Origin of the sequence: Streptomyces piniterrae, from assembly GCF_005048155.1 — a bacterium.
GTDB classification, from domain to species: domain Bacteria; phylum Actinomycetota; class Actinomycetes; order Streptomycetales; family Streptomycetaceae; genus Streptomyces; species Streptomyces piniterrae.
On sequence record NZ_SUMB01000012.1, the window covers coordinates 261,929 to 288,619 of the forward strand.

32 protein-coding genes and 6 pseudogenes are annotated in these 26,691 nt (G+C 67.4%); 19 read left to right on the plus strand and 19 right to left on the minus strand.

Annotation, left to right across the window (positions count from 1 at the left end; translation table 11 throughout):
* Nucleotides 1–273: 273 nt before the first annotated feature.
* Nucleotides 274–1,482, plus strand: a complete 1,209-nt coding sequence (locus FCH28_RS30295) for a PP2C family protein-serine/threonine phosphatase (RefSeq protein ID WP_136743369.1) — start codon at nucleotides 274–276, stop codon at nucleotides 1,480–1,482.
* 531 nt (nucleotides 1,483–2,013) lie between these two features.
* On the opposite strand, the gene FCH28_RS30300 is transcribed toward FCH28_RS30295, so the two are convergent.
* A complete protein-coding gene (locus tag FCH28_RS30300) occupies nucleotides 2,014–3,015 on the minus strand; it encodes a GlxA family transcriptional regulator (protein WP_425472034.1) in 1,002 nt (333 codons plus the stop codon).
* Nucleotides 3,016–3,163: 148 nt separating this feature from the next.
* Between FCH28_RS30300 and FCH28_RS30305 the strand changes: the two genes are divergently transcribed.
* Both FCH28_RS30305 and FCH28_RS30310 read left to right on the plus strand, forming a co-directional pair.
* Nucleotides 3,164–4,048 carry an NAD(P)-dependent oxidoreductase gene (locus FCH28_RS30305; RefSeq protein WP_136743371.1) on the plus strand — a complete coding sequence of 295 codons (885 nt, stop codon included), beginning with the start codon at nucleotides 3,164–3,166 and terminating at the stop codon, nucleotides 4,046–4,048.
* 38 nt (nucleotides 4,049–4,086) lie between these two features.
* Nucleotides 4,087–4,704: a maleylpyruvate isomerase N-terminal domain-containing protein gene (locus FCH28_RS30310; RefSeq protein ID WP_222852463.1), complete on the plus strand. Its 618-nt coding sequence runs from the start codon at nucleotides 4,087–4,089 to the stop codon at nucleotides 4,702–4,704.
* A 290-nt stretch (nucleotides 4,705–4,994) separates the two neighbouring features.
* On the opposite strand, the gene FCH28_RS30315 is transcribed toward FCH28_RS30310, so the two are convergent.
* Nucleotides 4,995–5,189 carry a hypothetical protein gene (locus FCH28_RS30315; RefSeq protein ID WP_136743372.1) on the minus strand — a complete coding sequence of 65 codons (195 nt, stop codon included), beginning with the start codon at nucleotides 5,187–5,189 and terminating at the stop codon, nucleotides 4,995–4,997.
* A gap of 617 nt (nucleotides 5,190–5,806) precedes the next feature.
* Between FCH28_RS30315 and FCH28_RS39490 the strand changes: the two genes are divergently transcribed.
* Entirely contained in the window at nucleotides 5,807–6,229 is a 423-nt protein-coding gene (locus FCH28_RS39490; protein WP_246103364.1) for a hypothetical protein, read from the plus strand.
* Here FCH28_RS39490 and FCH28_RS30325 read toward each other — a convergent pair.
* Entirely contained in the window at nucleotides 6,192–6,578 is a 387-nt protein-coding gene (locus tag FCH28_RS30325) for a hypothetical protein (RefSeq protein WP_136743373.1), read from the minus strand. The genes FCH28_RS39490 and FCH28_RS30325 overlap by 38 nt on opposite strands.
* A gap of 68 nt (nucleotides 6,579–6,646) precedes the next feature.
* Between FCH28_RS30325 and FCH28_RS38735 the strand changes: the two are divergent.
* The 6 genes and pseudogenes from FCH28_RS38735 to FCH28_RS39495 all read left to right on the plus strand — a co-directional run.
* Nucleotides 6,647–6,772, plus strand: a pseudogene (locus FCH28_RS38735) (IS21-like element helper ATPase IstB); the annotation flags it as partial.
* Nucleotides 6,773–6,835: 63 nt separating this feature from the next.
* Entirely contained in the window at nucleotides 6,836–7,432 is a 597-nt protein-coding gene (locus FCH28_RS30335; RefSeq protein WP_136743374.1) for a chloramphenicol phosphotransferase CPT family protein, read from the plus strand.
* A 124-nt stretch (nucleotides 7,433–7,556) separates the two neighbouring features.
* Nucleotides 7,557–7,781 (plus strand): RNA polymerase sigma factor, encoded by a 225-nt coding sequence (locus tag FCH28_RS30340; protein WP_136743375.1) that lies wholly within the window; start codon nucleotides 7,557–7,559, stop codon nucleotides 7,779–7,781.
* Nucleotides 7,782–7,872: 91 nt separating this feature from the next.
* Nucleotides 7,873–8,064 (plus strand): sigma factor-like helix-turn-helix DNA-binding protein, encoded by a 192-nt coding sequence (locus FCH28_RS40150; RefSeq protein ID WP_425472031.1) that lies wholly within the window; start codon nucleotides 7,873–7,875, stop codon nucleotides 8,062–8,064.
* Nucleotides 8,065–8,329: 265 nt separating this feature from the next.
* Nucleotides 8,330–8,518, plus strand: a complete 189-nt coding sequence (locus tag FCH28_RS30350; RefSeq protein ID WP_136743377.1) for a hypothetical protein — start codon at nucleotides 8,330–8,332, stop codon at nucleotides 8,516–8,518.
* Between the two features lie 22 nt (nucleotides 8,519–8,540).
* A pseudogene (locus tag FCH28_RS39495) lies at nucleotides 8,541–8,721 on the plus strand (DNA helicase); the annotation flags it as partial.
* Between the two features lie 99 nt (nucleotides 8,722–8,820).
* Here the strand turns inward: FCH28_RS39495 and FCH28_RS30360 are convergent.
* Nucleotides 8,821–9,492 (minus strand): TetR family transcriptional regulator C-terminal domain-containing protein, encoded by a 672-nt coding sequence (locus FCH28_RS30360; RefSeq protein ID WP_246103366.1) that lies wholly within the window; start codon nucleotides 9,490–9,492, stop codon nucleotides 8,821–8,823.
* Nucleotides 9,493–9,582: 90 nt separating this feature from the next.
* On the opposite strand from FCH28_RS30360, the gene FCH28_RS30365 reads away from it, so the two are divergent.
* Together FCH28_RS30365 and FCH28_RS30370 are read left to right on the plus strand one after the other, a co-directional pair.
* Entirely contained in the window at nucleotides 9,583–10,071 is a 489-nt protein-coding gene (locus FCH28_RS30365) for an ester cyclase (RefSeq protein WP_222852464.1), read from the plus strand.
* A 6-nt stretch (nucleotides 10,072–10,077) separates the two neighbouring features.
* Nucleotides 10,078–10,572, plus strand: coding sequence for a DUF3237 domain-containing protein (locus tag FCH28_RS30370; protein WP_136743378.1), 495 nt, complete (start codon nucleotides 10,078–10,080; stop codon nucleotides 10,570–10,572).
* A 586-nt stretch (nucleotides 10,573–11,158) separates the two neighbouring features.
* Here the strand turns inward: FCH28_RS30370 and FCH28_RS30375 are convergent.
* The 6 genes and pseudogenes from FCH28_RS30375 to FCH28_RS30400 all read right to left on the minus strand — a co-directional run bounded on the left by FCH28_RS30375 (nucleotide 11,159) and on the right by FCH28_RS30400 (nucleotide 15,120).
* Nucleotides 11,159–11,389: a cytochrome P450 gene (locus tag FCH28_RS30375; RefSeq protein WP_246103368.1), complete on the minus strand. Its 231-nt coding sequence runs from the start codon at nucleotides 11,387–11,389 to the stop codon at nucleotides 11,159–11,161.
* 19 nt (nucleotides 11,390–11,408) lie between these two features.
* A pseudogene (locus tag FCH28_RS30380) lies at nucleotides 11,409–11,609 on the minus strand (ISL3 family transposase); the annotation flags it as partial.
* Between the two features lie 329 nt (nucleotides 11,610–11,938).
* Nucleotides 11,939–12,751, minus strand: coding sequence for a class I SAM-dependent methyltransferase (locus tag FCH28_RS30385; RefSeq protein WP_246103369.1), 813 nt, complete (start codon nucleotides 12,749–12,751; stop codon nucleotides 11,939–11,941).
* The gene (locus tag FCH28_RS30390) at nucleotides 12,748–13,899 is read right to left on the minus strand and encodes an MAB_1171c family putative transporter (protein ID WP_246103371.1); all 1,152 of its coding nucleotides are present in this window, start codon (nucleotides 13,897–13,899) and stop codon (nucleotides 12,748–12,750) included. Before FCH28_RS30390 ends, FCH28_RS30385 begins: the two co-directional genes overlap by 4 nt.
* A gap of 50 nt (nucleotides 13,900–13,949) precedes the next feature.
* On the minus strand, nucleotides 13,950–14,450 hold the full coding sequence (locus FCH28_RS30395; RefSeq protein WP_246103373.1) for an ImmA/IrrE family metallo-endopeptidase: 501 nt from the start codon (nucleotides 14,448–14,450) through the stop codon (nucleotides 13,950–13,952).
* Nucleotides 14,451–14,598: 148 nt separating this feature from the next.
* Nucleotides 14,599–15,120, minus strand: coding sequence for a helix-turn-helix domain-containing protein (locus tag FCH28_RS30400; RefSeq protein WP_187363958.1), 522 nt, complete (start codon nucleotides 15,118–15,120; stop codon nucleotides 14,599–14,601).
* 387 nt (nucleotides 15,121–15,507) lie between these two features.
* Between FCH28_RS30400 and FCH28_RS30405 the strand changes: the two genes are divergently transcribed.
* Nucleotides 15,508–15,648, plus strand: a complete 141-nt coding sequence (locus FCH28_RS30405) for a hypothetical protein (RefSeq protein WP_187363959.1) — start codon at nucleotides 15,508–15,510, stop codon at nucleotides 15,646–15,648.
* Nucleotides 15,649–15,736: 88 nt separating this feature from the next.
* A pseudogene (locus FCH28_RS39500) lies at nucleotides 15,737–15,931 on the plus strand (IS5/IS1182 family transposase); the annotation flags it as partial.
* 306 nt (nucleotides 15,932–16,237) lie between these two features.
* On the opposite strand, the gene FCH28_RS30410 reads toward FCH28_RS39500, so the two are convergent.
* From FCH28_RS30410 to FCH28_RS30420, 3 genes are all read right to left on the minus strand, one after another.
* Nucleotides 16,238–16,501: a hypothetical protein gene (locus FCH28_RS30410; protein ID WP_136743381.1), complete on the minus strand. Its 264-nt coding sequence runs from the start codon at nucleotides 16,499–16,501 to the stop codon at nucleotides 16,238–16,240.
* Between the two features lie 132 nt (nucleotides 16,502–16,633).
* On the minus strand, nucleotides 16,634–17,017 hold the full coding sequence (locus FCH28_RS30415; protein WP_136743382.1) for a hypothetical protein: 384 nt from the start codon (nucleotides 17,015–17,017) through the stop codon (nucleotides 16,634–16,636).
* 186 nt (nucleotides 17,018–17,203) lie between these two features.
* Nucleotides 17,204–17,686, minus strand: a complete 483-nt coding sequence (locus FCH28_RS30420; RefSeq protein ID WP_136743383.1) for a hypothetical protein — start codon at nucleotides 17,684–17,686, stop codon at nucleotides 17,204–17,206.
* A gap of 373 nt (nucleotides 17,687–18,059) precedes the next feature.
* Here FCH28_RS30420 and FCH28_RS30430 point away from each other — a divergent pair.
* Nucleotides 18,060–18,460: pseudogene (locus FCH28_RS30430) on the plus strand (transposase); the annotation flags it as partial.
* A gap of 14 nt (nucleotides 18,461–18,474) precedes the next feature.
* On the opposite strand, the gene FCH28_RS30435 reads toward FCH28_RS30430, so the two are convergent.
* Nucleotides 18,475–18,915 (minus strand): hypothetical protein, encoded by a 441-nt coding sequence (locus tag FCH28_RS30435; protein WP_246103377.1) that lies wholly within the window; start codon nucleotides 18,913–18,915, stop codon nucleotides 18,475–18,477.
* Nucleotides 18,916–19,018: 103 nt separating this feature from the next.
* On the minus strand, nucleotides 19,019–19,519 hold the full coding sequence (locus FCH28_RS30440; protein ID WP_136743385.1) for a DUF1203 domain-containing protein: 501 nt from the start codon (nucleotides 19,517–19,519) through the stop codon (nucleotides 19,019–19,021).
* 476 nt (nucleotides 19,520–19,995) lie between these two features.
* On the opposite strand from FCH28_RS30440, the gene FCH28_RS30445 reads away from it, so the two are divergent.
* Both FCH28_RS30445 and FCH28_RS30450 read left to right on the plus strand, forming a co-directional pair.
* Nucleotides 19,996–20,427 carry a DUF5958 family protein gene (locus tag FCH28_RS30445; RefSeq protein ID WP_136743386.1) on the plus strand — a complete coding sequence of 144 codons (432 nt, stop codon included), beginning with the start codon at nucleotides 19,996–19,998 and terminating at the stop codon, nucleotides 20,425–20,427.
* 148 nt (nucleotides 20,428–20,575) lie between these two features.
* Nucleotides 20,576–21,085, plus strand: coding sequence for a BTB/POZ domain-containing protein (locus FCH28_RS30450; protein ID WP_136743387.1), 510 nt, complete (start codon nucleotides 20,576–20,578; stop codon nucleotides 21,083–21,085).
* 477 nt (nucleotides 21,086–21,562) lie between these two features.
* Here FCH28_RS30450 and FCH28_RS30455 read toward each other — a convergent pair whose 3' ends face one another.
* Entirely contained in the window at nucleotides 21,563–22,102 is a 540-nt protein-coding gene (locus tag FCH28_RS30455) for a chloramphenicol phosphotransferase CPT family protein (RefSeq protein WP_136743388.1), read from the minus strand.
* 507 nt (nucleotides 22,103–22,609) lie between these two features.
* On the minus strand, nucleotides 22,610–23,269 hold the full coding sequence (locus tag FCH28_RS30460) for a 2'-5' RNA ligase family protein (protein WP_342781679.1): 660 nt from the start codon (nucleotides 23,267–23,269) through the stop codon (nucleotides 22,610–22,612).
* A 110-nt stretch (nucleotides 23,270–23,379) separates the two neighbouring features.
* Between FCH28_RS30460 and FCH28_RS39510 the strand changes: the two are divergent.
* A pseudogene (locus FCH28_RS39510) lies at nucleotides 23,380–23,567 on the plus strand (dienelactone hydrolase family protein); the annotation flags it as partial.
* A 660-nt stretch (nucleotides 23,568–24,227) separates the two neighbouring features.
* Nucleotides 24,228–24,764 carry a hypothetical protein gene (locus FCH28_RS30470; protein ID WP_136743390.1) on the plus strand — a complete coding sequence of 179 codons (537 nt, stop codon included), beginning with the start codon at nucleotides 24,228–24,230 and terminating at the stop codon, nucleotides 24,762–24,764.
* 651 nt (nucleotides 24,765–25,415) lie between these two features.
* On the opposite strand, the gene FCH28_RS30475 is transcribed toward FCH28_RS30470, so the two are convergent.
* Together FCH28_RS30475 and FCH28_RS30480 are read right to left on the minus strand one after the other, a co-directional pair.
* Nucleotides 25,416–25,682, minus strand: coding sequence for a lasso peptide biosynthesis B2 protein (locus FCH28_RS30475; RefSeq protein WP_246103392.1), 267 nt, complete (start codon nucleotides 25,680–25,682; stop codon nucleotides 25,416–25,418).
* Between the two features lie 422 nt (nucleotides 25,683–26,104).
* Complete coding sequence (locus FCH28_RS30480; protein ID WP_136743391.1) at nucleotides 26,105–26,410, minus strand: hypothetical protein; 306 nt, start codon at nucleotides 26,408–26,410, stop codon at nucleotides 26,105–26,107.
* Nucleotides 26,411–26,691: the final 281 nt, after the last annotated feature.

The following is a 26,691-nucleotide window of genomic DNA, read 5'->3' on the forward strand; positions in this document are numbered from 1 at the left end:
CTGGCGCCGCCGCGGGCGGGACCGGTTGCTGTTCACCGTTCCGGCGCCCGACCGGAACCGGCTGGCAGTGCAGGCGGCGCTGATCACCACCGGTGTCGCAGGCGGTGCTGATCACCGCCGGTGTGCAGCTCGTCACGGGGACCGCGAGGCGGTCCGCCGCAGCGCCGAACGAGGCACCCTGGTCGTCACGCGGTCGTGGCCTGGCTCGGCGCGCGCAGCTGAGGTGAGAGGCGCCGGGATCGGTGTGAGACTGGGTGCGGAAGGGGTGATCCCGTGCCGGACCCATCGCAGGCGCCCGCCGATCCCGACGCCGCCGTCGACGAGAGTCTGCTGGAAGAGCTGATCACCGAGGCACAGATCGTCCTCCCGGTGGAATTGTCCACACTGGCGAACCGGTGTGCCTCGGCCCTCGGCCTGAAAACGGCGCTGATCTACCTCGTCGACCTGCAGCAATGGCTGCTCGTCCCGCTCGATGAGTCCCTGGAACCGCTGCCGGTGGACGCCTCGCAGGCCGGCTGGGCGTACCGCACGGTCTCCCCGCGGGTGACGGACGACGGCGACGGCTTGGTCGTCTGGGTGCCGCTGATCGACGGTGCGGAGCGGCTGGGGGTCCTGAAGGTGCGGACCGCCACGCTGGACGGGCCGCGGATGCGCCGCAGCCGGATGCTGGCCGATCTGCTCGCGATGGTCGTCACCTCCAAGCGCGCCTACAGCGACTGGATCGCCGCTCGCACCCGCACCGCGACCATGCAGCTGCCCGCCGAGATGCTGCGGGCTTTCCTGCCGCCCCGCACCATCGGCAGCAAGCAGTGCGTCTCGACCGCGGTGCTGGAGCCGGCGTACGACGTCGGCGGCGACGCCTTCGACCACGCGGTGGTCAAGCACGTGCTGCACACCATGATCCTCGACGCCATGGGCCACGATCTGGCCTCCGGGCTGACCACCTCAGTGGCCATGGCCGGCGCGCGGAACGCCCGCCGCAGCGGCGCCGACCTGCCCGACCTCGTCGGCAACGTCGACCGCGCGCTCGCCCAGTGGCTGCCCGACCACTTCGCCACCGGCGTGGTGTGTCGGCTCGACGCCAACACCGGGGAGTTGCGCTGGATCAACTGCGGTCACCCGCCACCGCTGCTGATCCGTGCCGAGCGGGTGCTCGACGGGGCGCTGGACAGCCCTCCGCAGCCGCCGATCGGCCTGCACCTCGAACTCGCCACGCCCGCCCGGCAGGTCCACGAGGCCACACTCGAACCGGGCGACCGCGTCCTGCTCTACACCGACGGTGTGGTCGACGCGCGCGACGAGAACGGCGTCGAGTTCGGCCTCGACCGGTTCACGGACTTCATCATCCGCGCCTCCGCCGCCGGCCAGGGCCCGGCCGAGGTGCTGCGGCTGCTCAGCCACGCCATCCTCGACTACCAGCACAACAACCTGCGGGACGACGCCACCATCCTGCTCTTCGAATGGCACCCGCAGCACCGGTGAAGGGCTATTGCGGCAGGTCCGCTTACCGAGCAGGGCGGCGGGCCCGGGCCCGGCCCGGCCGACCCGGACCTCGGCCCCGGCGTAGCCACCGGCTTTGACGCGGGTGCGGGTGCGGGTGCCGGTGACAGTGCCGGTGACGGCGACGGCACCGACGGGTACGCCTCCCGTCGGAAGTCGGCGACCCGCCGCCGTGGCAAGGGACCGCGCCGGGCACGACGCCGGAAGGGCGGGAAGACCAGGCTGGCCCTCGGCGGATCAGTGGCCATGGGCGGTCAGTGAGCGCAGAACAGGCTGTACGGCGAGGTCAGGACCGGCTGTACGGCGGGTCGTTGTGTCACATCGTGGGGTCAGGGCGGAGGACGCGCTTCTGTTGCCGAAGAGCGTGATGACCACCGGCTCGGCCCCGTCGAAGACCGGATTCCCGTTCACATGAGCATGGTCCCAAATCGGGCCCGGAAACCGTCCAGAGCCTCTCCGACGGGGTGCGCCGAGAAGTGAGCTGCGGGTTGTCAGGCGGGTCGGACTGGGCGGTTACGCCCCGCGGTTGACGGCAGCCCCTTTCGCGGGGAAGGCCCGTCGGTAGTCGCTCGGGGAGACCCCGATCTGCTTGAGGAAGTGGTGGCGGAGGTTGTTGGCCGTGCCCAGGCCGCTCATCTCTCCGATCTTGTCGATCGGCAGGGTCGTCGATTCGAGCAGGCTTTGCGCCCGTCCCAAACGCTGGTTGAGGAGCCACTGCAGTGGAGTCGTCCCGGTCGCTTCCTGGAGCCGTCGGTAGAACGTTCGTGGGCTCATCGCCGCCCGCCGTGCCAGGACCTCCACCGAAAGCGGTTGGTCCAGGTGGGCCCTGGCCCAGTCCAGTACGGGCCCCAGGCTGCTGTCATCGGTGGTGGGTACGGACAGGTCGATGAACTGCGCCTGTCCACCCGGGCGATGGGCGGGCACCACCATCCGGCGGGCCAGCTGGTTGGCAACGTGTGCGCCGAGGTCGCGGCGTACGAGATGGAGGCAGAGGTCGAGTCCGGCGGTCAGCCCGGCGCTGGTGAAGACATCGCCGTCGTCCACGTACAGCACGGAGTCGTCGACTTGCACCTTCGGGTAGCGTGCGGCCAGTTGAGCGGTGTGCATCCAATGCGCTGTGGCGCGACGTCCGTCGAGCAGCCCCGCCTCGGCGAGTGCGAAGGCACCGGTGCACAGGGAGACCATGCGGGCGCCGCCGTCGTAGGCACGGCGCAGAGCCGTGACCAACTCCTTCGGCAGCGGTCTGCCCTCGTCCACGCAAGGGTCGGGCACCGAGGGGACGATGACTGTGTCGGCGCCCACGAGGTCGTCGAGTCCGTAACGGGTCCGCAGCGACAGCCCGTTCTCGGCCGGAACGTCACCCTGGCCGGCGTGCTGCGGCTTCCCCACAGCGCACAGCCGCAGGTCGTACCAGGGGTCGGCCAGATCAGGCTGCGGCTTCCCGAAGACGGTGCAGGGGATGCTCAACTCGTAGAGCTCCCATGAGGGGACCTCGAACTCCTCGTCCACGACCACGGCGACAGAACCAGCGCTCATACCGCAAAGGGTATGGCAGGAATTTGGTGGTAGCCGTCATTCCCGTCACTGTTTCCGTCCGCCGTGTGCTGCGAGCGTGGTCCTGACGTGATCAACCGCGACGGGCGGACGTACAGAGAGTTGTGGCATGAATTCTGATCGCACAGCGGTAACTGTTATCGGACTGGGCTCAATGGGCTCGGCGTTGGCCGCCGCGTTACTGGAGGCCGGCCACCCGATCACGGTGTGGAACCGCTCGGCGGGCAAAGCTCGGTCGCTGGTCGACCGCGGCGCCCGCCTGGCCGCAACACCCGAGGAGGCCATCGCGGCGAGCCGGCTCACCATTGCCTGCGTATGGGACTACGAGGTGCTGCACACGGTGCTTGACCCCATCGCCGACTGCCTCGCGGGCAAGGTCCTGGTGAATCTTACTTCCGGCTCCCCGGAGCAGGCGCACGAGGCCGTCGAGTGGGCCCGATCGCACGGCGCCGACTACCTTGACGGCGCCATCATGACCACCCCGCCGGGCGTCGGCAGCCGCGAAATGATGTTCCTGTACAGCGGCTCGCACGCCGTCTTCGAAGCGTACCGACCGGCCCTGGCAGCCTTGGGCGACCCTCTGTACCTGGGCACCGCCCCTGGGCTGGCCTCTCTTTACGATGCCGCTCTGCTCGGCCTGATGTGGTCCACCATGACCGGCTGGCTGCACGGCACCGCACTGGTCGGTGCGGAGAAGACAGAGGCTACGGCCTTCACCCCCATCGCGATCCGCTGGCTGACTGCCGTGGCCGGTTTCCTGACGACGTATGCACCCCAGGTGGACGCCGGCCGCTACCCAGGCGACGACGCCACCGTCGACGTACAGATCGCGGCCATCGGCCATCTCATTCACGCAGCGGAGCGCCGAGGCATCGACAACGCCCTGCCCGAACTCCTGAAGTCCGCAATGGAACGGGCCAAGGCAGCGGGCCACGGCTCCGACAGCTACGCGAGTGTCATCGAGGTCCTGAAGAACCCGGCGGACCACAGGTGACCACAGCGCCCACAGCCCCTACTCATCCCGCGCCGACCGTGGTGCCTTCTTCTCCCACCGCGCTCTGGACCGATCTGATCCCGGCCGCCACCGAAGACTGCCTCGCCGCCCTCCTCGAGGCATCCGACCAGGACTGGTCACGCCTGGCCCACGACCTGGAATGGACCTGCCGCCAAACCCTCGACCATCTCGCCCTCGGCCTGATCGGCTACACCGGCCTGCTCATCGCCCGGCCCGACGACCGCTACATCACCCTCTTCGCCTCCCTCGACCCGCAAGCCCCCGTTCAAGGGTGCCTGGAGGGCCTCCGCATCGCCGCTACCCTCCTGACCTCCACCGTCCGCGACACGCCTGCGGAAGTCAGGGCGTGGCACCCCTGGGGTCACTCCGACGCCAACGGCTTCGCAGCCATGGGAATCACCGAACTGCTCGTCCACACCTACGACATCACCCGCGCCCTCGGCTGCTCCTGGACCCCACCTGATGGCGCCAGCGCGGCCGTCCTCACCCGCCTCTTCCCCGATGCTCCGCCCGAGCACAGACCGTCCGACACCCTGTTGTGGTGTACGGGCCGCAGCACGCTCCCCGGGCTGCCCAGGCGTGTGGACTGGCAGTGGGACGGCACCGTGAGCCAGGGACCGTCCGGCGGGTCATGAGCGGACCCGCTCAGGCTGCTGACATGGCGAAGCCCCGGCTCCGCCCTTCTGCGATCTTCCCTTGTACGCCTCGTGGTTGCGGCGAATGTCGAGCGCCAACTGGTCCCGGCGGGCGTCAGGTGCTGCCCGCGAGTGCGCTGGGAGTCCTCATAGGAGGCGGAGCCCGGGTGACGGGTGACGGGTGGCGTCCAGGCCGGCGGAGACCGCGTCGGGGCGGCCGGGGTCGGCGTCGCGACTGACACGACTGTGCCCGGCACCGGAGGGGAGGGTGCCGGGCACAGTTGAGGGGTCTAGTGGTTTTCGATCCACCAGACGATGAGGCCGATTCCGCCGGCTCCGATGCCGTATGCCGCTCCTCGGAGGATGCCGTTGGCGACGACGCTGCGGCGGCGCTTGAGCCAGCGGCCTATGCGTCGCCGCTTGCTGGTCTCGACCAGTTCTGACTCGGTGGTTTCGGTCTCGCTGACGTTGCCTTTATCCTGCATGAATGGCTCCTGGCATCTGCTGATGACGCGGGGTCAGCGAGGGGAGCCCTTCCGACGTGGCCTGCGAACCGGCGTCGGACCTGACCGGGCTCCCCTCTTTACGAGGTGGGCAGTCGGTGCTGGCGCCGGCTGGATGCGCGGCTCTGCGTCTGCATCTCGTGACCTCAATGTTGCCAAGGGGTGGCTGTGAAACCCCTCAGAGTTTGAGTACAGGCTGAGGCGAAAAAACTGTTGGGGTCGAACAAGCACGCCGTCAGTTATGCGGTGGTTCATGGGGGTTGAGCAAAAAATGTGACGTCATTACTTGCGCGGGGCCTTGATCCCGTTTGGTGTTCAGCTCGATTTGCAGGAACGTTCCTTCGGGAATCGAGCTCGGTGGGTGCGGTTCCCTGAGATGTTGCGTTCTGGATGATCCCCTGTCGACGGCGGTACGGTTCTGGAGCAAAGTCCAAGCCCGGGGAGGATCCGTGACGTCGAAGCAGCAACCTGCTACGGAAGCCGGCGGCCCGAAGGTCCCCCCGAGCTACCCGCCGAGAACCCCGCCACCACCGAAGTCTCCGCCGTCTCCATTCCCGCCTGAGCCGGCCGTTCCTCCGCTCCATCGAGGCCGTCTGACGATGGCCAACAGAAGGGGCGTCAACTGGCTGTTGGAGAACGGGCGGTGGACCGCCGGGAAGGCTGGCCGTCGCGTTCTCGCGCAGCTGCGGGACTGGGGGTACGCCGTCGATGAGGCTGCGGTGACCGAGGTCGTCACGCTGCTCGTCGACCAGGTTGTGGACGACACCGGCCACCGGATCAGCCTGCATATGTCTCCCCGTGACCAGCATGCTCTCGTGGTGCTCCTGAGCCACCAGTCCGGCCGTCCGCCGGCCGAGGAGTCTGCGGTGCGTGCCATCGCGGCTCACCGGAGTGTCGTCAGCTGCGGCACGGATACCAGCGACCAGGTCGGTGACGGGCCGAGTGTGTGGGCTGTCGTCGACCTGACGCCGCCGAAGCGCCTGCCTACGGGCGTCGGGGTTGCCCGCCTCGGGGGATGCTGACGGTCCGGGGAGGTTGTGGTCGACGTGGCGTCCGTAGCGCCGATCGGTCAGGGACTAACTCCTCGTACAGCTCGTCGGCTTCGGCTATCGCTTCGGGGAGTGTCGTGTAGGGGCCGATGGTGCGGGGGCCGACGTTCGCCATGAAGGGCCCAAGGGTGATGTGCCAGCCCACCTCGGTGTTCTCGCAGTCCCCGCAGTCGCACGTGTCGTCGCATTCACCGATGTAGAAGGCCGCCGCAAGCCGTCCCGAGCTGCCGCAAGCCGTCGCGAGCCGCTCCTCGCCGACACGGCCGGTCTCGTCGTCGAAGTCAATCTGGTGGTCGTATATCGGCTTCACCAGCTTGCCCATCTCGCGCCCCTCACTGCGCAGTTCGCCGGCATCAGGCTGAGAGGCGCTCGGCGCCCAGGGGGCAGGGCCCCCGTCTTTGCGCGGCCATCGTCGATCGGCGCACCTTCGGCGGCAACATCATCCAAACCGGCACCGAATCCTACCGACTCGCCACCACCCGGGCACGAGCCGCTGAACAGGACACCGCCGGCTGACACCACCACCCGCCCTGCCCCTCTGAACGCACCGCCAGGGTGGTGCCGTGTAACTATGCCGATATGACATCCGGTCGGATCATCTTCCTCAATGGCACCTCCAGTTCAGGGAAGTCGAGCATCGCGCGGGAGCTCGTGGACATCCTGGACGACGGCGTCTTCTTCCACCTGGCGGTGGATGGCTTCAACGCGATGCGCAGCAAGCGGGAGCTCGGGGCGGAGGAGCTCGACGCCGCGCTGCGGCGGACCAGGATGGGCTTCCACCGCTCGATTGCGGCCATGGCCGAGGTGGGCAACGACATTGTTGTCGACCATGTTCTCAGCGAACCGTGGCGGCTACTCGACTGCCTGACGGTGCTACGGCCCGAGGACGTACTGTTCGTCGGCGTCCACTGCCCGTTGGACGAACTGGCTCGCCGCGAGGCGGCCCGGGGCGACCGTCCGCCTGGTCTCGCTGCGCACCAGTACGACCTGGTTCACAGTCACGGCGACTACGACCTGGAGTGCGACACCAGTGCGGCGAGCCCACGCGAATGCGCCCAGCGGATCAAGGAGTTCCTCCCAAACCGTCCGCGCCCTACCGCCTTCGCCCGCCTCCGCGGACGTTACCTGAAGGGCGGCCAGGAACAGCCGACAGCAGGGAACAGGCTCTTCGGATAGGTGCCTCAGATTGGCGGGCGGACCAGATGAAGATGCGGAGACGGCCCCACCCAGCGGTGTCAGTTCTCAGCAATATTTTCCTGCCCAGTGAGCAACAAGTGCTGCCCAAACTTGCCGATAAGCGATGCTCGCTCTCACTTACGCAGTCAATCTGCTGAGGCTGGTGGCGCCGTACGTCACGCGGCTGTGCAGCCCGATTGCTCCGGCCGATACCGCGGACGCGGCGCAGGAATCCCTTCTCGCGGTGTTCCGGGGGCTGCGCGGACTGCGGGATCCGCAGGCGTTCTATGGGTGGGTGCGTGCGGTCAGCGTGCGGGAGGCTGTCCGGGTGGCGCGGCGTACCGCATGAGAGACGCCCGCCGACCCCGAGGAGATCGACCGGCTGCGGGACCTGCTGCCTGGCGTCGGCAATGAATTGACGACAGAAGTTCGGGATTTGCTTGCCCGACTGCCCGACTGCCCGACTGCCCGACTGCCCGACTGCCCGTCCAGCACCGCACGTACTGGTACTGCGAGAACTGGAAGGCATGGACGAGCGGTCGACGGCCGAGCTGCTCGGCGTGCCCGAGGGTGTCGTGAAGTCACGTTTGAACAGGGCCCGTTCCTCCTTCCGGAAGGCGTGGACACGGTGAACGCACCCGATACGGTCGCGTGACTGCGCGTGTTGGCCGCTGGACTGCGCGCCCCCCCTGTACGCCGAGGCACGGGTCGCTCTGCCCTTCGACCAGGTATGGGCGGTCATCGCCGACCTGGAAGGCGAGCTGCCCCATCTGATCTCCTTCGTCCGGGAGTTCAAAGTCCCGCCCGGCGACAGCGAGCGCACAGCGGCGCAGGCCGTGGACGTACTCGGCCTGCGCGGGACCGTTCGATGTACGGCTGAGCCCTGGGTGGTGCCTGATGCAATCCCGGCTGGTGACGATGGGAATGGCCGCCACGCCGGACGGCAGCGGGACGCGGATCGCAGTCTGCGGCGCGGCGCGCCCCGCCGCCCTTGGTCCCGTGCAGCGCCTGTACCGCCGCCTGCTCGGGGAGCGCCGCACTCATGCCTTCTTCCGCGAGGTGGAGCGCCGCGCCGCCCTGCGTTGACCCCTCATCCGGGAAGCCTGCGAGCCTGGTCTTGGCGGCCCGCGACCTCGAGGAAGGCCGCCGCACCAGCCGCCCCGAAACTCGTCCTGTTCACCACCTGGGGTGACCTCCAGGACTACGCCTCCCACGACCCGGCAGGACGCGACCTGCAGCTCCTGGTCGACCTCGTCGACACTCACGGCACCGACGCCATCCTCGCCGCAAGACGGCCTGACGGATTTGCTGTCACAGCACTGGCAGACTGCGCCCGAGCGATCCGGGCGTGGCGGCGACGTGGGGCCCCGGGACGTGCCCGCGGCGGATCAGTCCGGAGGGACGAGGAACCCCTCGGTCACGAGCCGCACCTTGTCCACCACCCCTTCGTCGCCGAGCCGCAACGCGGTGTTGGCGGCGATGAGTACCGCATCGAGCTGGAAGGCAGCGAGGTCGGCGTCGAGTTGAGCGATCTCTCCGGTGCCGACGGCATGGCGCAGCTCGACGGCGATGAGGTCACGCCAGCTGTGTTGGCAACGGAACAGCACGTCACGTACGGGCCCGGGGCGACTGTCGAAGCCGGCCAGGTTCGCCGCCCAGAAGCAACCACCTGGGAACAGCGGCACCGACGCGTACTCGATCCACCGTTCGATCAGCGCGCGTACCCGCGCCGCGCCGCGGGGCGCGGTCCGTGCGGGGCGAACAACCGCGTCCTCGAACACGTCACGTGCGCAGTTGACCGCCGCGACCTGCAGGTTCTCCTTCACCCCGAAGAGAGTCTGCACGCCGCTCTTGCTGATCCCGAGGTCGGTGGCCAGCCGGCCGATGCTGAGCCCGTCCAGTCCTTCCAGAGATGCCACGTCCACGGCATGGCGGACGATCGTCCGCCTGGACCGCGCACCACGCAGCACGCGCCGGTCCGACGTCAGCGCATCGGCCTCGTCGGACTCGTCGGCCTCGTCGGTGGAACGGACAACGTCCCGCTGCTCCCTTTTGCTCATTGCCCCATCCTGCCGGATTCCCCTTGCACATAACGTACGACCGATCGTACGTTTACTTCCTGAGGCGAACAACCAGGAGGTGTGTGCGACTTGGACAGCCGTCGAATGTTTGAGCTGGCGCAGGCGTTGGCCAGCGCGAAGAGCCGGCAGGACGTGCCCGCGGCTATGGAGCTCTTCCACCGGGACATGGTCCTGGACGCTCCGGCTTTCGGGACGAGGGCTCAAGGCCGGGCCGCGAACGAAGGGGCGCTGACCGGGTTCTTCGCCTCCTTCCCTGACTACCAGGTCGCTCTCGAAGGCCACGCTGCCGACGGCGACGCACTGGTCTGCTGGGGGACGGTGAAAATGACGATGACGGGCGACCGCTTCGGCGTGCACCCCAACGGCAGGCGAGCCGAGTTGCCGGTGTTCATTCAGTTCGCCTTCAAGGACGGCCTGATCGCCGGCGAGCGATTCTTCTTCGATCTGTCGGAGCTCTGTGCTCAGTCAGGTGTCTCGACGGACGCGGTCAGGAGAAAGCTGTTCGGAGCAGCCGCGGTCGCGGCCTCCACTGCTGAGATCGAACCAATTCACAGGTGAGGGGACATGGCAGCAGACGCTCGGTTGAAAGAGATCGACGAGATCAAGACGGTGCATCTCTTCGACATGGCCGTCGACTTGAACGCGCGATTGGACATCGGCGCCGGCCCATTGGGCCGACGGGTCCTCTTCGGCTCCGCAGGAGGGACGTTCGAGGGAGCAAGGCTACGAGGAGAGGTGCTGCCCGGGGGTGGGGACTGGACGTTGTTCCGACCCGACGGTGTGATGACGCTTGACGTCCGGCTGACATTGCGGACGCACGACGGCGACCTGCTGCACATGACCTATGGCGGCCGCTGGGTCACCCCGCCCGAACTGCGGGCCGACATGGCCGATCCCGCCACGAGACACCAAGTCGACCCCGCCCGCTATTACTTCCGGACGAATCCCCTCTTCGAAACGGGGGCAAAGCGATACGCATGGCTGAACGACGTCGTCTGCGTGGGCTCGGGATATCTGATCGAAGGCGGAATCGCGTACAAGGTCTCACAAGTTGTGTGAACGGCCTCTGTGACAGCAGGAGTGCGACATCGGCCGGCCATCCCACGCAGGCCCCGGCCCAACACGCCTACCTGACCTGGCGCAACGCAAATGCACCCGTCTCGACGTAGGGTCGCCCATTTTCGATGAATGCACACGCTCCCGCGCGATCGTGACCCCAGCGCCCAGCTCCAGGAAACCGCATGCAGCGGTGGCTTCAATCTTCCCGATCGCCTTTTGCCCTTCCGAGCCGGTGAACATCCCGGTCAGAGCACTAGTACGTCCCTCACCGCACGCCGCCGATGGGGATCTGGTCACCGCTGCCGCCCACCGCAGCAGCCCGCTTTCCTCGGGCCGGCCGGTCCCAGCCTCATCAGTTCGGTGCAGCCGCTCCACAGCGGATCAAGTCCATGTTGTGGGGTGGCGCGATACGCCACCCCACAACACAAACCGCAAGGATGTCCTGGCCCTGCCGATCGGCGACCAGAGGTGCCGGTCACGAACTCCAATCATGTGATGCCTCGTCGGTTCACTACCCTCGGAATCAGGCTTCTGACCAGCAAAATAGCGAACTACAACTGGAGAGCTAATGACTCGGGCGCCAGGTTCATGTGGTCGTTGCGGGGGACGGTCGCACGAGATGGGCGCTTGAGGGAGCTAGCCAGCTGTGATCGGCAGTTCCTTGAGCGCGTGACTGCGGAAGCTCGGCCGCCAGCGGAGGGCAGTAATGGACTCCGAATCCCAGCGTCAGGTGGGCCTTGTCCGTGCGGTGGATGTTGAAGCGGTCCGGCTCGGGGTAGCGTTGCGGGTCGCGATGGGCCGAGGCCAGGCACAACATCAGGGTGTCACCGGCCGGGATGCTGGTACCGGCGATGCGCGACTGTGTCGCGCACCACGTCCTCCGACCCGCACTTCCGGCACCACGGATCCGGCTCGGCGACTCGGCACTCGATCACCGCCTGATCCGGCTCAAGGCGTTGCCCGACGGCTTCCAGACCGAGTGCATCGAGACGGCAGAACGCGGTCAGACAGGGTGCGGCGAAGACAGCGTGGAGCATGTCGAGGTCTTTCGGATGGGCAGTGTAGGAACTTCCATTCTGGAAGACCTCGACGCCTCCCCGCCAACACCCCGGACTACACCCTCAACTGCGAAGAGCCCCTTTGAGGAGCGGCTCAAAGATGTGATCGTGATTCCCCGCTGAGGTGGACACTGGGATCGGACGCTGCCACCAGGACATTCCCAACTGCGGCAGTGTGCGACGGCATCGCGGCGACAGCACCCCAAGCTCAACACGTTGGCGGCAAGCAGCTGGCCTGGCTGCGACGTGCCACAGCCTGCTTGTGCCGCAAGCAGAAGGCCAGGGCCCATCGGTCATCGGTTTTTTGCTCAGGCCGGCACGTTCGGGATCTTCCCGGAGCGGCGGCCCCATGCGGAGATGGTGAATTGTGGGATGTCGATGAATGCAGGGTCCTTCAGAAGGGTGGCGAACTCGGTCAGGTCACCTTCAGTAATGAGACCGTCGGCGAGGAGGGCGGGAGCCGCCTGGGTGATGAGCGGAAGCCAGCGGTCCTTTCCGAGTCCGCCCATGCAGCCGGGGTTTGCGGCGAAGGTGACCTCGGTCAGCGCGTTGCGGGCGAGGAGAGCGGGCAGGCCGCGAGCCCAGGTCATGTCGGCGCCGTGCTTGTGGTACGTGCGCTGATAGGCGTCGAGGATGCGCCGGACCAGGGGGAAGGGTGAGGTGTCGGCCGGCAGGTGGTAGGGCTCTTCGATGACCAGCCACCCACCGGGGGAGAGCCAACGGGTGGCCTGGGCGATCACCTCGTCGCGCTCTGCCAGGTGGCAGAACAGGTAGCGGGCGTGGATGAGGTCGAAGTTGCCGGGCGCGTAGTCCTCGCGCGTGATGTCGGCTTCCTGGATCTCCAGATTCGTGGTTCGGCCCGCATCGAGGTGGCGGGTGTCGAGGTCGACGGCCACCACCCGACCGGCGGGGCAGCGTTCGGCGAGCCAGTGGGCGATGGAGCCGGCGCCCGCGCCCAGTTCCAGGCAGTTCCAGGAGCCTTGGATGGGAAGGCCATCGAGGATGCCGGTGGTGAAGGCGTCGACGTTGCGTTGGATGGACGCCAAGCGGTCACGTTCGTGATGGGCGTCATTGCTTAACAGGCCGGTGTTGTACGGGGTGGTGGCAGGCTGTTGTGTCACGGGGTGCGCCTATCTCGTGGGACCAGCGGAGCGGATGGTTTTGGCGGCAGGTCGAAGGAGCGTACGACGGGGAGTGCGCGGGCCCGGAGGACGGCGAGCAGGAAGTCGGTCTCGCTGTGGAGGCCGTTGTCCCTGGGGTTTGCCGGGGCGAGCGGATTCGGTTGGGGTACACATGCAGACGTCTTGGCCCTGAGGGCTGCGTTCAGCCAGCACGCGGTGATTGTCGGCTCGATCTGTTCCTCGGGTAGGGAGTGGGCGGTGACGTGGTGTCGGGCGTGTTCTATCGCCTCGGACGTCACGTAGTCCTGCAGGATGAGCAGGACGTCGCGGATCTCGATGACCTGGCGGTAGAGCCGGAGGTGGATCGAGTGCGGGGTGCCGAGTACTGCGCGGATCCGGCTGCGCTCTTTGTCCAGGGTGACGTGCGGGACGGCCTTGGTGAGGTCGCGCCATAGAGGGTGCAAGTGCCACAGGGCGTTTGCTTCGCGGGCCGCCCGGCGGGCGGTGAGGGCCAGGGGCAGGCAGAGGCCGGCGGTCATCAGCCAGCCCGTGAGGCCGATGTTGAGTGGGAACAGTGCGCCCAGCCAGGCGGGGCGGGCGAGGAGAAAGACCAGGACGACGACCCAGAACACGGAGGAGGACGTAAAGCCGGCGGCGAGCAGCAGGAGGCCGGTGCGCAGGGGGCGGTCGTCGCGGGCCTGGCGACCGTAGCGCAGACACAACACAGCGCAGGGAATCGTGCCGACGAGGTGGGCTGCGACGAGCAGCCACCAGAAGGGGCTGTACCAGGGGACAACCTCAGAGGTGACGCAGCCGGCGTGCGGTGCGACGGTGTAGTTCAGCGCGATGAGGGCGGCGATCGTGACGATCATCGGGCCGTAAATGAGCCAAGGGCGGCGCCGGGACATGGCCGCCAGGACGAAGTCGAGGATGAGGGCAGAACTGAGGACGCCCCACGCGTTCATGAACAGGCCACAGCTCTGGGCGAACGTGAAGGACCGATTCAGGGCTGCGGTGACAGGGTCGAGATAGACCGTGATCGACCCGGCAATCCCGATTACGGCGATCAGCAGCATCTTCTGCTGGTGAGAGCGGCGGGCCGTGGGTAAGCGGAGGACGATCACCAGCCACAGCGCTAGAGCGCCCATGAGTTCAACGCGAGAACCCAGTGCATAAAGGGAGTGCGTATCCATGGCTCCTACTCGCGGATCCCGAGAGCGGCTTTGAGTTCGCCACGCACACCTTTCGACGGCGAGGGGATGAGCCTCTGCGCGGCGGCGTGGATCAGGCTGGCGACGAGTTCGGCTTCCTGCTCTTGCTCAGTGGTGTAGTTGGTGCGGCCCAGGAGCCGACTGATCATGTGGGGGCTGATGCTGGGCAGCAGCGTGGTGAGCGCGCTTTGGGTCTCCTGGTCAGTGATGCCGTGATCGCACAGGATATGACCGATCTCATGGAGAATGATGTGTTCTTGATGGAACTTGGTGGCGTTCTCCTCGATATAGATGTTGTCGCTGGCATCGGTGGCGATCCACAGCCCGCAGGCATTGATGGCGGAGCCGATCGGCAAAGTGCGGATCTGGATTGGCCGGCCCCGCCGCACCGACAGCTCGTGGACGAGGGCGTCGACGGAGAAGGGGCTGGGAAGCTCGAGCTCGCTGACGACTGCCTGGCACCGTTTGCGAACCTGCCGTGTGGTCATGGTGTCACCTTGCTCCTCGATCGGACACCGAAAGAAGCCGACGTTGTGTACGCGGCGCATAGCCCCCCTCTTGGGCGTTTGCTGGTCTGCTCCGGGCAGCGGCCCGTCCCCGTGTCCGGGTGCAGCGTGGTGGAGGATGCGGTGTCGGTCACTCGGTGCTGGTAGGGGGTTGGGGGCCGGAAACGTGCTTCTCCTCATCGGCGGTCTGCGGTGTGCCACGCAGCGAGTCGCGAGCCTGGGCAGCAGCGTCGATGATCCCGGTGAGGAGCCGTGAGACCTGGTCGGTGGTCGTGGCAACGGGGGCTGCATGCGACGCCCGCATGGCCAGACCATGAGCCCTGCCCCGCCGCAGCTCCTGGATGAGTTCCAGCTCCTTGTTGACCTGCTCAAAAACCTGCCCGTCGAGAAAGTAGGCGCAGCGCTGGATGCCTAGGCTGTGCGCAACCTTCACCCGGGTCTCGATGGTGACGTTGGCGCCCTCGGCAGACTCGACCGACCCAAGGGTGCGTTTGGAGACCCCGGCGAGGTCGGCGAGTTTGGCCAGACTGAGAGGCCCCTCGGGGTGGTGCCGGCGGATGTGGCGTAGCCGCGCCGCGATGTCCGCTTTCGTTGCGTGGACGTGGTCGTCCAGGGACCGCGCGGACATGTCGCTTGCATGCTGTTTCTCCATAGCCCACCTCCTTGGTGCGCCATGTTGCTCCAAGGTGCAACTCGTTGCAACTGGCTCTGAAGATACCTGTGTTGCTGTGTGGGACCTGCGGGGCCCGCGGGGCTCACGAGGAGAGCGGTGACCCATGCTGGCGCGGCTGGCGCGGCATCGGAAGGGGGCAGCAATAAAGGCCCTGACCGGGCTCTCCGTCCGCTCGCTTCGACTCGACAACTGCCGGAAGAACCTGGCCCGCTCCTGCCGCTTGTCGTCGGAATGCCACTCGCCCGCGGGCTGCATGCGCCTGTTCGTCACCGGTGGGCCGCTACCGCACCGCACCGCAGCCCGTTGTGCCGTTGGTGCCCGGACTGGTGCGCTGGGGCAGACCCATCGAAATCTCCCTGGAGCACGATGTCGTCCGCCACCGCCGAAGGAGGCACGGTCAAGCTCACCGAGCACGACGCACACCTGTGGGCCGATCGCGCCGGGCAGGAGCAGGCAAGTAGTTCGGTGAAGCCCGTTCTGGCCGCCTGGCACCGGAAAGCTGGCTGACCCTCCAACACTCCGGTGCGGACATCGACCGGCGCTGTTCCTTGACAGCCCGAAGGTAGCCCTGTTCTACCTCTCACGGAACACACGCCGGGTCGCCCGCAGTGGCATCGAGTCCGGCCAGCGTCTGGGAGGCCACCGTTGGGTGATCGAGCGCACGCTGTCCTGGCCGTCCGGCTACCGCAGACTCAGCCCGATACGAACTCTTCCCCCAACTGCCAAGCCTTTTTCGGGACTTGCCGTAGCCTTGCGCAGCTGTAAGCGCCTGACCTGGCTCACCACATAGGACATGGTCTTAAGTAATGGCTCAATTGGGCGATGTCTTCATCGTTGTCGGGGTCCGACATCGGGTACTACAGCCTGCTGGCGTCAGAGCTTGTCGGCCCGGCTGCCGGGGTGGTTGCTGTCGAGGCATCTCCGATCTTCTACCAGAGGCTGGCCAGACACGCTCGCATCAACGACTGCGTCAACATGCAGCCGTACGCGCCGCTGTCTCAGGACGGGAAGGAAGGTCAGCTCGTCCTGGCCGACTCACACAGCTTGGGCGCAAACACGCGACCCACACCTACCGGACCGACCAGGCTGACCCTGGTCAGGGCTTCACGCATTTGGCGGAATTGTCCTGACACCAGCCGTCGGGCGGATGGCCCATCTCGTAATAGCCTTGGACGAGGCCGACGATAACGGCGAGCGAAACTGCAAGGCAGGCGAAAATTCCCACCCAGAAGGCTATTTTCTTTGCCGTGCGACCGTTGATGGCTGCGAGGCGTTCTTTCCGCGGATGAGATGCAGACTCTTTCGAGCGGCTAAGATCCCGTGGCTTGCCAGTGTGACGGCCAGTGTACAGAGGCTTCATACCGTTGTCCTCATCTGCCCTGAACTCCCCTTCGCATCGAAGTCCCGACCCAAGCCAGTGGTGTTGAGGTGGGCGAGATCTGCCTGGCCCAATGACATCTTGAACGGCCCGCCAAATACCTCCTGAGTTCGTCTATGTGCGTTGGGGATTCTCCAGTCGTACCGCTTCTGAACTTCCACGTGGTACGCGCTTCTCGCCGACTGTTCGACATTGGAAGTGACTCAGCCCGTAATGCAAGTCCATGCTCTTGTCCCCATCTTCAGGGTTCAGTGCGGTCGACTGCCATTCGGTGGTGAAGGGGCCGTTTGGTCGCCTTCTGACGCCATGAGACATCGTCTTGTCTAGGTCTCTTTGGAACTGCTGGATATCCTTCATCATCTGCTGAGGCTCGACCTCGACTGGCTCACCATTGCCGTCCAGGAAGTGCTGGACGAGTCCAGCAGTCGTCTTCCATCCCCTCATGTTCGCCATCGCCCCAACATTATTCAGCTGGTTGCGCACCATTCGATCCTTCACGGTGGGATCGGAGGCGTGGTACCGGAGGTCCTCCGTCTCAAAGTTACCCACCGTACCGAAGATCACATTCAGCCCTTTCTTCGAGCGAATTGGCGATAGTCGGGGATCTTGAGATTCGCAGGGGCGACTGTGCGATCGCCTGGTGGTTCCGGACATATCCCGTTCCCACTCCGCCGACCTCGGCGGCTACCGGCGGAACCGGGTACGCAGCTTGGACGTCCGGCTCGGCAGCCAGGTCATGATGGTCGCTGTCGCGGCCAGGCTGCCGATTGTCACCAGGAAGGCTCCCGGATAGAGGTGGTTCACCCAGCATGGTTGCCACTCGTTGTGGCAGGGGTTTGAGGAGCTTCTTCCGGGGATCGCGCGGGAGACGGCCATCGCGTTCACCACGGTCACGGCCGCGTATACGATGCCGGCCGCGGTCCATTTGGTCGAGTGCTTGCTCCTGGGCGAGTTGACCTGGCGGAAGGAGTGTTTGGCGGCCGTGAACGTGATGGGGAGGAGCACGCCGACGGTGGCGCCGAATCCGATGCCGGTCGCCGGCCAGTACGCGGCCAGATCCCACAACTCGTCACCGAGCCACAGCGTCAGTGCAAAGAATCCGCCGAGGGCTATGAGCGCGGCGGCCGGCTTGGCGATTTTCTTCCTGCTCGCCTTGGAACGGTTCATCAGCGAATCCTCTCGGTGGTCTTGTGCTTGCGGCCGGTGGGTGGCTTCGGCCGCGAGCTCGACCGTCCGCGAGCGTAGGAGTGGGCGGGGGTGTGGCGGCGCCTGCGGCGGCTGTCGCGCCAGGGCAGCCAGAACGGCTGCGATGAGATCCCTGTCGCCTGCGGGGCAGCGTCGAGGAGAATCAGCCGGTCCCGCTCCAGCCACGACTCGTACCCGATGTGCGAGCTCCCCCACTGCCACCCCTGACGACCCAGCGCGTCATGCCACTCAAACTTTGGTGACACAACCTAAGGATCATCAAGGTTCGCTGGCAAAGATCAAGGTTCGATGACGCAGGCTCCCGGCGCTGACCCCGCCAGAGCCCCTGAAACGCGTCGACGCCCTCGGTCTCCTGCTGGCCGTCTGGGTGACGGCCGCCAGCGTCTCCGACAACACAGGCGGCATCCACCTGCTCTCCCAGATCGCCACCGCAAGCCCTTCCGTGACCAAAGCATGGGCCGACGCCGGCTACCGCACGAAAGCCATCGACCACGGCGTCCACCTCGGCATCGACGTCGAAGTCGTCCGCAAAGACCCCGGCATCAAAGGCTTCGAGGTGATCCCCCGACGCTGGGTGGTGGAGCGGACCTTCGGCTGGCTCGCGCACCACCGCCGGCTCGCTCGCGACTACGCGACTCACCCCCGCCGCTCCGAAGCCGTAATCCACATTGCGATGATCGACCTCATAAGCCGCAGACTCACCCACGGATCCACCCCCACTGGCGCGACACCTGATCGTCGGCCGCCAGTCAGACCTCGTAGGGCCAGACAGTGACGTGGTCCCGTGCCACACAGACCTCAACCCATGCCCCCTCGACACCTTCCGGCAGCGGTGGGTCGGCAAGACCCAACAGGATCAGCGCGCCCCCCAGTTCCAGGACAGCCCCTCCGCCTTCGGTGAGGCTCAGTTGTCCACGAAAGACGATGTGGTCGCCGTCTTCCCGCAGCTCAGAGGTGCCAGAGGCACTTGGCCAGGTGTTCACCTCCCAGGCTATGCCCTCATCTACGGTCCACTCGACGTAGTGTTCTCGCCCCACTGCCTCAAGGGCCCCCTGCCAGAGCACCACAGCGGAGCCCACTGCTGATTGCACCCGGACAGTGATGGGCTTCGACGGGGCGGGCTGCACTGCCTCTACTTTGACCAACACCCCGCCATCATCCTCGATCGGTTTTCCAAACACCCTTGCCACGACAAAACGCTCTCTAACGAGGATGTTCGCAGTTGTTGGCGTGACGGCGCTCTTGTGTCACTGATTCGACCTGCCTGTACCGGATTCGGATCCTCCGTCCTGTCTAGCGTCGGCGGATCTCGACCATGAAGCAGCCGAATTCCACCGCGCGGACGTGTACCAGCGCCACCGCCGGGTCGGCGAAGATGTCGCGCAGCGCATCGTCCACGTCAGTGACCTGCTCCCTGGGGATTTCGATGAGCGACCCACCAAGGATGCTTCCCTGGGTGCTGTAGGCGCGTAGCACCCGGCGAGCGCCGTGCAGTCCGGCCGGATAGCCGGGACCGGAAGTAGGCCCGCTGCACGCCTCGGCGTGGAGGAAAACAGGGCCGCACTCGTCGTACGGGCCGGGCTCAACGCCTGTCTCCGCCGCCCAGCGACGCAGTGGCGCATACGAGACGAGGATGATCCGCTCGCCGGCAGTGCTGCGCCGCAGACAGCAGCGCAGTGGGGCACCGCCCTCCGGATCGGCGACGGGCTGTCGGACGAGGCCGGCGTCGTCCCGCTCGCGCAGCTGTTCCAGGACGGCTGAATCGATAGCCCGGGCCTCATAGTTCAAGGTCATGGATCCAGCATCCGCAGCTGCTTGCCCCTGCGCTGGCGGGAATCAGACATCGCGCTGACAGTCGACCCGTGACGTGAAGAGGACCGCACGGGTTTCGATGAATGTGAGATCAACATGGGCCCGTGCAGCCCTCTGCCATCCGGCCTTCACTGGCATCTCTCATGCACATCTCGGTGGTCTGATCGAGGAGTTGGCCCGGCCGTGGCAGGCCCGGTGGGAGTCGGCACTGCACCAGCGGCGGGGCGCGAGCCGTCGGCAGGCCGGAGCCGGTCGCAGGCACGAGCTGGTGTTCACCGACCGGGTGTTGGTCCTCCTGCTGCTCCGCCTCGTCCATCTGCCTGGCGTGCGGTGGAGTGGGAGTTCTGTGGCACTGCCAGGGGCTCGGGGGAGGGGACGGTTCCTGGTTGGCGCCCGCGGGGTTCTCGGGTGCGGATATCGGCTTTCGTCCGGAGGCGGCATGGTGAAATCATCAAGCGATGACCGAAGCGAGCAGTGACGACGGCCGCACCTTCCGGCGCGAGAGCGAGCGGGTCGTCAACGAGATTGCGCAAGGGCTCCGTACGTTGGACGCTGGTGTGGGCTGGTTCTCCGTCCTTGCCCCGACACGCCGGCAGGAGGTACTGCAGGAAGTCGCCGGCTATGCGATGCAGGCGCACATTACCGCTGCGGACGGCCGTGCGGGGGTGGCGCGGTCCGGTGTGAAGCCCACGGCCAACCCCTCGGTAATGATTTGCATGGACCCACCCCGCTATGGGTTCGCGGGCCTCCCCGCCGCCGAACACGTCAAGGCATTCCGCGTACTCGTTTCCGTGTTCGCCATTGCCGACACTCGCCGCCGCGAGACGTACTGCAAAGGCGCCTGCGGACATGCATGGCACAACCTGCCAGCTGCAACCGAGCAGCCGTAGCCGGCCATTCCGGCTCTTGGCTGGGCTGGCTATCGGGCGGCCCCTCCCGTGTGACGCCCGGTTAGCTGGCCTGGGCTTGTTCGGCTTGGCGCTCAGATAGGTGGAGGCGCGTAAAGCACGCACATCGGGTGTGCGACAGTAAGGATCCGTGGCGCATGAAACGGACATCGATGCGGTGCTGCGTGCGGCTGATCGCGCACAGGGCCCGGACCACCTGGAATTCCCGCACGGTTTCGACCACCGTCGGGCCCTCGCCCGCGTTCAGGCGCTGGTCGAACGGCTGCAGAAAGGTTTCGGCTGCCGGTGTGTGGTCGACACTGGCGTGCAGGACGCGAGCTTCCACGCGGACATCGCGGTCCCGGCCGAGACGACCGGGGCCGGGGAGCGGATCACGGTGCGGCTGAGCAACTTCGGTGACTTCGCCGTCATCGCCTCGGAGAATCCCGGCTGCTACCTGGACCTGGACGAGGCGGAGGCGGAAGGGGCCTTGACCCCTGCCGATCGCTGTACGGCCGAGGCCGCGGTGGCCTCCCTCGGCTACGTGCTGATCCCGGAACCCGCCCTCCGTCGACCCTATGACGGGGTGACACTTCTGGGGGAGCACAGCAGCCCCTATGGGGAAGCCACCTGGTGGATCCGGTTTTTCGACTACCTGTGATGCGGCACCTGCGGACACGTACTCGCGCGTGTGCTGGCCATGGAGTGCAGTCGGCCAATAAGTGGGGCAGGGGCCCGTTCGTGAGCCACCCCCGAAGCTCAGCAGGGCCAACTCAAGCACTCATGTCCCATCGCAAACGATCTGGTTCGTGAACAGGGCTGTGTCCTGCGGCGACCAGAAGGATAAAGACGCCGGCTCGGGGGTCTTCTCAGGTGACCTGGCCCTGCGGGCAAGGATGCCGATCGGCTGGCTGCGTAAGTGAGAGCGGACATCGCTTATCGGCAAGTTTGGGCAGCACTTGTTGATCACTGGGAAGGAAAATGCCGTTGAGAACTGGCACCGCTGGGTGGGGCGTGTCGGCTACTGCTCGTTCGCCGGACTCCTCGACTCCAGCATCTCTTCATTTGCTATGCCCGCTGATCTGAGGCATCTATCCGAAGGGCCTGTTCCGTGCTGTCGGCTGTTCCTGGCCGCCCTTCAGGTAACGTCCGCGAAGGCGGTGGGGCGCGGACGGTTCGGGAGGAACTCCTTGATCCGCTGGGCGCATTCGCGTGGGCTCGCCGTACTGGTGTCGCACTCCAGGTCGTAGTCGCCGTGACGGTGAACCAGGTCGTACTGGTGCGCTGCGAGGCCCGGCGTGCGGTCGCCCCGGGCCTGCTCGCGGCGGGCCAGTTCGTCCAGCGGGCAGTGGACGCCGACGAACAGCACGTCCTCGGGCCGCAGCACCGTCAGGCAGTCGAGCAGCCGCCACGGTTCGCTGAGAACATGGTCGACAACAATGTCGTTGCCCACCTCGGCCATGGCCGCAATCGAGCGGTGGAAGCCCATCCTGGTCCGCCGCAGCGCGGCGTCGAGCTCCTCCGTCCCGAGCTCCCGTTTGCTGCGCATCGCGTTGAAGCCATCCACCGCCAGGTGGAAGAAGACGCCGTCGTCCAGGATGTCCACGAGCTCCCGCGCGATGCTCGACTTCCCTGAACTGGAGGTGCCATTGAGGAAGATGATCCGACCGGATGTCATATCGGCATAGTTACACGGCACCGCCCTGACGGTGCGTTCAGAGGGGCAGGGTGGGGTAGTGGTGTCAGGCTCGGCTAGGCCAGAGTTCTCATTGTCCCGCAGCCCACTGTCAGCGACCCGCCCCACGTGGCAGCAGTCACCGCCTACCCGATGACCTACACAGGCACAGCGACGACCCACGCCCTCGCCCTCGCGTCAGTGCCCACACCGGGCCGGCAACCGTGCATGCAGCCCGCGCACACCGTCACACGACGTTCCTGGCACACGGCGCCCGCAGCGGCAACACCCCATTGGTGACCGCGGTGCCATGAGGCGCTGACCCGGTCTATCCACAGCCGGAGCAGATGTGCCAAGCGGCCGGCGCGTTCAAGCCGGTGTTCCCGTGCCGCCGCCGCGGCGGCGACTGACAGCGGCCGCCGACGTAACAGCGCCGGCACTTCTCGGCAGAAGCAATCACGGCACCGGGCCCATGATTTCGCCGGCCGGCACCTACTGCTCAGCTGCTGCTCAGCACTCCTGCGGTCGGTGGACCTCGCCCGTGCCCAGGGTGATCACCGCCCGGGGCCGCATGGGCCCCTCGCTGTGCCGGGAGAGCAAAACCACCTCCTCGACCTCCGCCGACAGCGCACCGAGCCGGAGGGCGCATTCGGCGGCCAGACGCTTTGGGTCCTGGGTACGGCCGAGCGACAGATGCGGGGTGAAGCGGCCAACGCGCCTGCGGCAGAGCGGGAACCGCAGCCCCAGCTCCCGGTGGAGATGGGCCCACGGCGCCGGGCCGGCCGCAGCTGGGTCGAGCCACAACGTCGCGTAGTGCCGGTGCCGGAAGTACCGCACTCCGGCCAGGCGCGCCGTGAACGCGCTACTCCGCGCCGCCGCGGCCGCCAGCAGCGGTAGGGCCTGCGCGAACGCCTCTTCCGGCACGAAGCCGAACAGTAGATTCACGTGTGGCGGCCAGCGCCGTACCTGCGGATCGTGCTCCCAGCGGATGTCCTGAATCACCGGCCACAGCCTCCGCGGTGGCAGCCACGCCACCGCCGTCCGGGCCGTCGGCGCCACCTCGAGCACATCTGCCGGCTCGGCCCCACCGAAAACCGGATTCCCGTCCACCCCACCATGGTCCCAAAAAGGGCCCGGAAAACCCTCCAGAACCTCCCCGACACGGCGCACGCCGAGCCACGGCCCGTCACTCGCCACCACCCACCCACCCGCCGGCCACGCCCGCCCGTCCTGAGCATCACGGCACACTCCGTTGACCGCTTCCTCAACCGACTAACGCCGGGTCGAAAACCCCGGCCATGCCGCCCGCGCAACGGGACGCGTTCACCCCCGAGCTGCGGGCCGCGAGCGTCGACTGTCGCTTCGTGTCTACGGCGGAGCCCTGCATGCCCTGCACGTCTTCCACCACCCGCCGGTCCACCAGACCGTGCTCCCCGATGTCGGCCGCCAGCCACGGCGCGCGCAGTGAGCCCGGCGCGACATCGTCGCCCTGCCCGCCGCGTGCCTGCCCATAGCGGAGTGATCCGGTCGGCAACCGCCATTCCCGGCCACGAACCAGACCGGTCGACCGCCGCCGGCTCCACTTTGTGTGACCTCACCGCAGCTCAGCGAAACGGCGACGACGTGCCCTGCGAGGGCCTCCCCACTCGGCAACGGCAACCGGCTCCGCCCGATACCCCGCCCAGCGCCCCGGCTCGCCCTCTGCCATCACGCTCCTTGGCCGCGCCGGCGCCCCCGCGAGCATCGTTCGCCTGACAGATGTCCGGCAGGAACAGCACAAGCCGGCCCCGGCCACCTCTGCGGCCGTCTGCTCTGGCCACCGGCATCCCGGCCGGCGCCGTACGCGCCGCACCCGCCCCTGGCTGCCTCGCCGCGACGGCCATCAGAGTGCGATAGCCACTCAGGTAGATCCTGATCTTGCTGATGAAACCGCCGTGTGGGCGGTCCGGGCTTTGCTTCCAGCGCACGGATCCTGACGCAGGGGCCATGCGGAGTCGGGCTTTGCGCGAGCCGGCCGGCGCTCACCTTGGGTTGGCTCGGGAACCGTTTCCCCGGATCCTGCGTGACCTGTTGACGTGTTGTCGGCTGGTGGTGAGGGGACCGAATGAGGGTGCGGACGATGGTGAACGTGGCGGTATCGGCCTGTGTGGCGTTGATGGCGTGCGCGTGCGGCCCGGACAAGGCCAAGCAGGACTCGGACGCGAAGCCTTCGCAGCCGTCGGCGTCCACGCGGGCCGAACAGCCGCCGGCCACGCCGTCGGCGGCTGCTGGGACCGAGAAGCCGTCGGTCGGGCCGACCGGCGCCCGGTCCGCGCCCAGGACGAGGCAGGGCGCGATCCAGCGGTACGAGCAATACCTCCACGCTCTGGGCCGTCAGGACATCGACACGGTCTGTGAAGTGGCCGGGCCCGCCGCGAAGAAGGCACAGGACCAGGGGCTGGGCCCGTGCGCGTCGACGTACACCGCCGTGTTCCAGATGATCTCGCCCGCGCAGAAGAAGGCCCTCAAAACCGCGACTGTCGAACCACAACGCGTCACCGTGCGCACGCCCGACAAGATCGAGATGCCGGTCCAAGCGGTCAGGGCCTCCGCCACCTTCTCCGAAAGCGACCTGGGCAGCTACACCCTGGAGTACCTCCACAACGACTGGTACATCACCGACTGAACCGACGCGCCCTACGCGGAGCCGCCCCAGCGACGGCTCCGCGCGCACACCACCCGGCAGCCGGTCCACTGCGCCTGCCGACGCCCTCCCCGCCCGTACCGTGCTGCCGACTGCCTCCACCCCCACCGCTGGCCGCGCCCGGCGCCCCGGGCCGGCCGGCCGCCGCGGACCGCGGGGCTGGTGCCGCCGATCGTCGTTGCCTGGACAGCCGACAGCCGACAGCCGACAGCCGACAGCCGCTGATGTGGCCGCCTCAACGGGGCGTGCCAAGATCTTCGGGTGGTTTCGCCGGGCGTTCTTCCTCCCGGACCCCGCTTCTTGTCCTGATTTCCCAGTCGTACGGCCGTAGCGCCGGGTACCCGCCCGCCTTGCCGGGGCGGGAACCTGGCTGCGCCGTCGCCGCACTCAACACGTGGCAACGAACAAGCCACACCTGCGAGCGCATCGCCCAGCGCAACCCCGACTCCGAGGCATTTTGGGCAGCGCCCCGCGCCCTGGCCGGCCGGCTGATGGCCCGCGGCCCGATCGCTACCAGGCCGCCGGGTGGTGCTGTCGAGCCTGCGGGAAGGCCGCACTGCGCGTCTTCTCGCTGCTGAGCCCCCTGGGCGTGAAGGTGTCATGGCAGTGGCAACGCCACGCTGTCGGGTGGGTTCAGGCGCCTTCGTGGTTGCTGCTCGGATGGGCAGGGGTAGCAGGGTGCGTGGGTGGGACGGTCAGGAGGGTTTGGTGGGTGCGGGGGTCGGTGGGTTCGCCGATGCGTTCTGCGTCGGCTTCGATCCAGGTGTGTGCGCTGAAGGGGGGTGTGCGTACGTCGGTGCACCAGGTGGGCCAGGTGCCGCGCATCCGGCACAGCAGGGTGGCGGCGGGGGAGCGTTGGAGGCAGTGGGTGCCGGCGCACAGGGTGCTGGTGGTGGTGATGTCGCGCCGGGCGTGTAGGGCCTTTTCCCGGGTGGCGGGCGCGGCCCGTTGGCGTAGGAGTCAAAGGGCAGGGGATGATGCGGCGCGGTGGTTGGCGGGCCAGGAGCCGGGCGGCTGTGACGGCGAGGTGGGCGGCGGGGGCCGGTGATCGGGGGTGTCGAGGATGTTGCTCGTCGGGTCGTCGGCTGTTGGTGGTGTTCGGTCGGTCGGGCGCGGGTGAGCTGGTCGATCAAGCGCGTGATGTCGGCTGTGGCTTGGGTCGGGGTGACTGTGTGGGTGTCGGCGGGCTGCCGGGCGATCTGGTCGGGGGCGGAGCCGTCGAGGAGGGCGCGCAGGATGGCGGCACTGGGTCTCGTTGAGTTGCCAGTGGCGGCCCCTGCGGGTGTGCAGGAGGGTCAGTGCGTTGTCGGTGTCGCAGGCGGTCACGTCGGGACAGAGCCGCAGCATCGCGGGGGTGCTCCTTGAGGTGGCAGGGACGGGGTGCCGGGCCAGGTCGCGCAGCCAGGTTCGATGGCGAGGTTCATCTCGATGGCCGGGCCGTCGGCGGCGGGATGGGTGGCGGGGTCGAGCCGGCAGCGGCGCAGCGCGTCCGGTTCGGCCAGCCCGGCGGCGACCAGGTGGGAGTCACGGCTCCGGTCATCCAGCACGTGTCGGTGGGCGCGCATCGCGGTGTGCCGGTCGGGCAGGGCGTTGCCTTTTGTGGCCCGTTGCGGCAGCGGCGCGGGCATGACGGGCTGCAGGGCGGCGGCCAGCAGCGGCTTGTAACTCCAGGGAGTGGCCGCCTCGTACGGGCGTACGCGCAGGCGATGGGAGGTGCCCGGCCGGCGCAGGCCCCGGGCCTGGGAGGCGAGCCATGCGTCGTAGCCGCGGCGGTCCGCCAGTGCGGCCGGCGCGGCCGGCGCCGTTTGGCGGCGTAGCCCACCAAGTGCCGCCAGGCCAGCGTGGGACGGCGGCGCATCAGGTCGTACGGGTGGCTCGGGGGCGGTAGCGCCAGGTGGTCACCACCCTG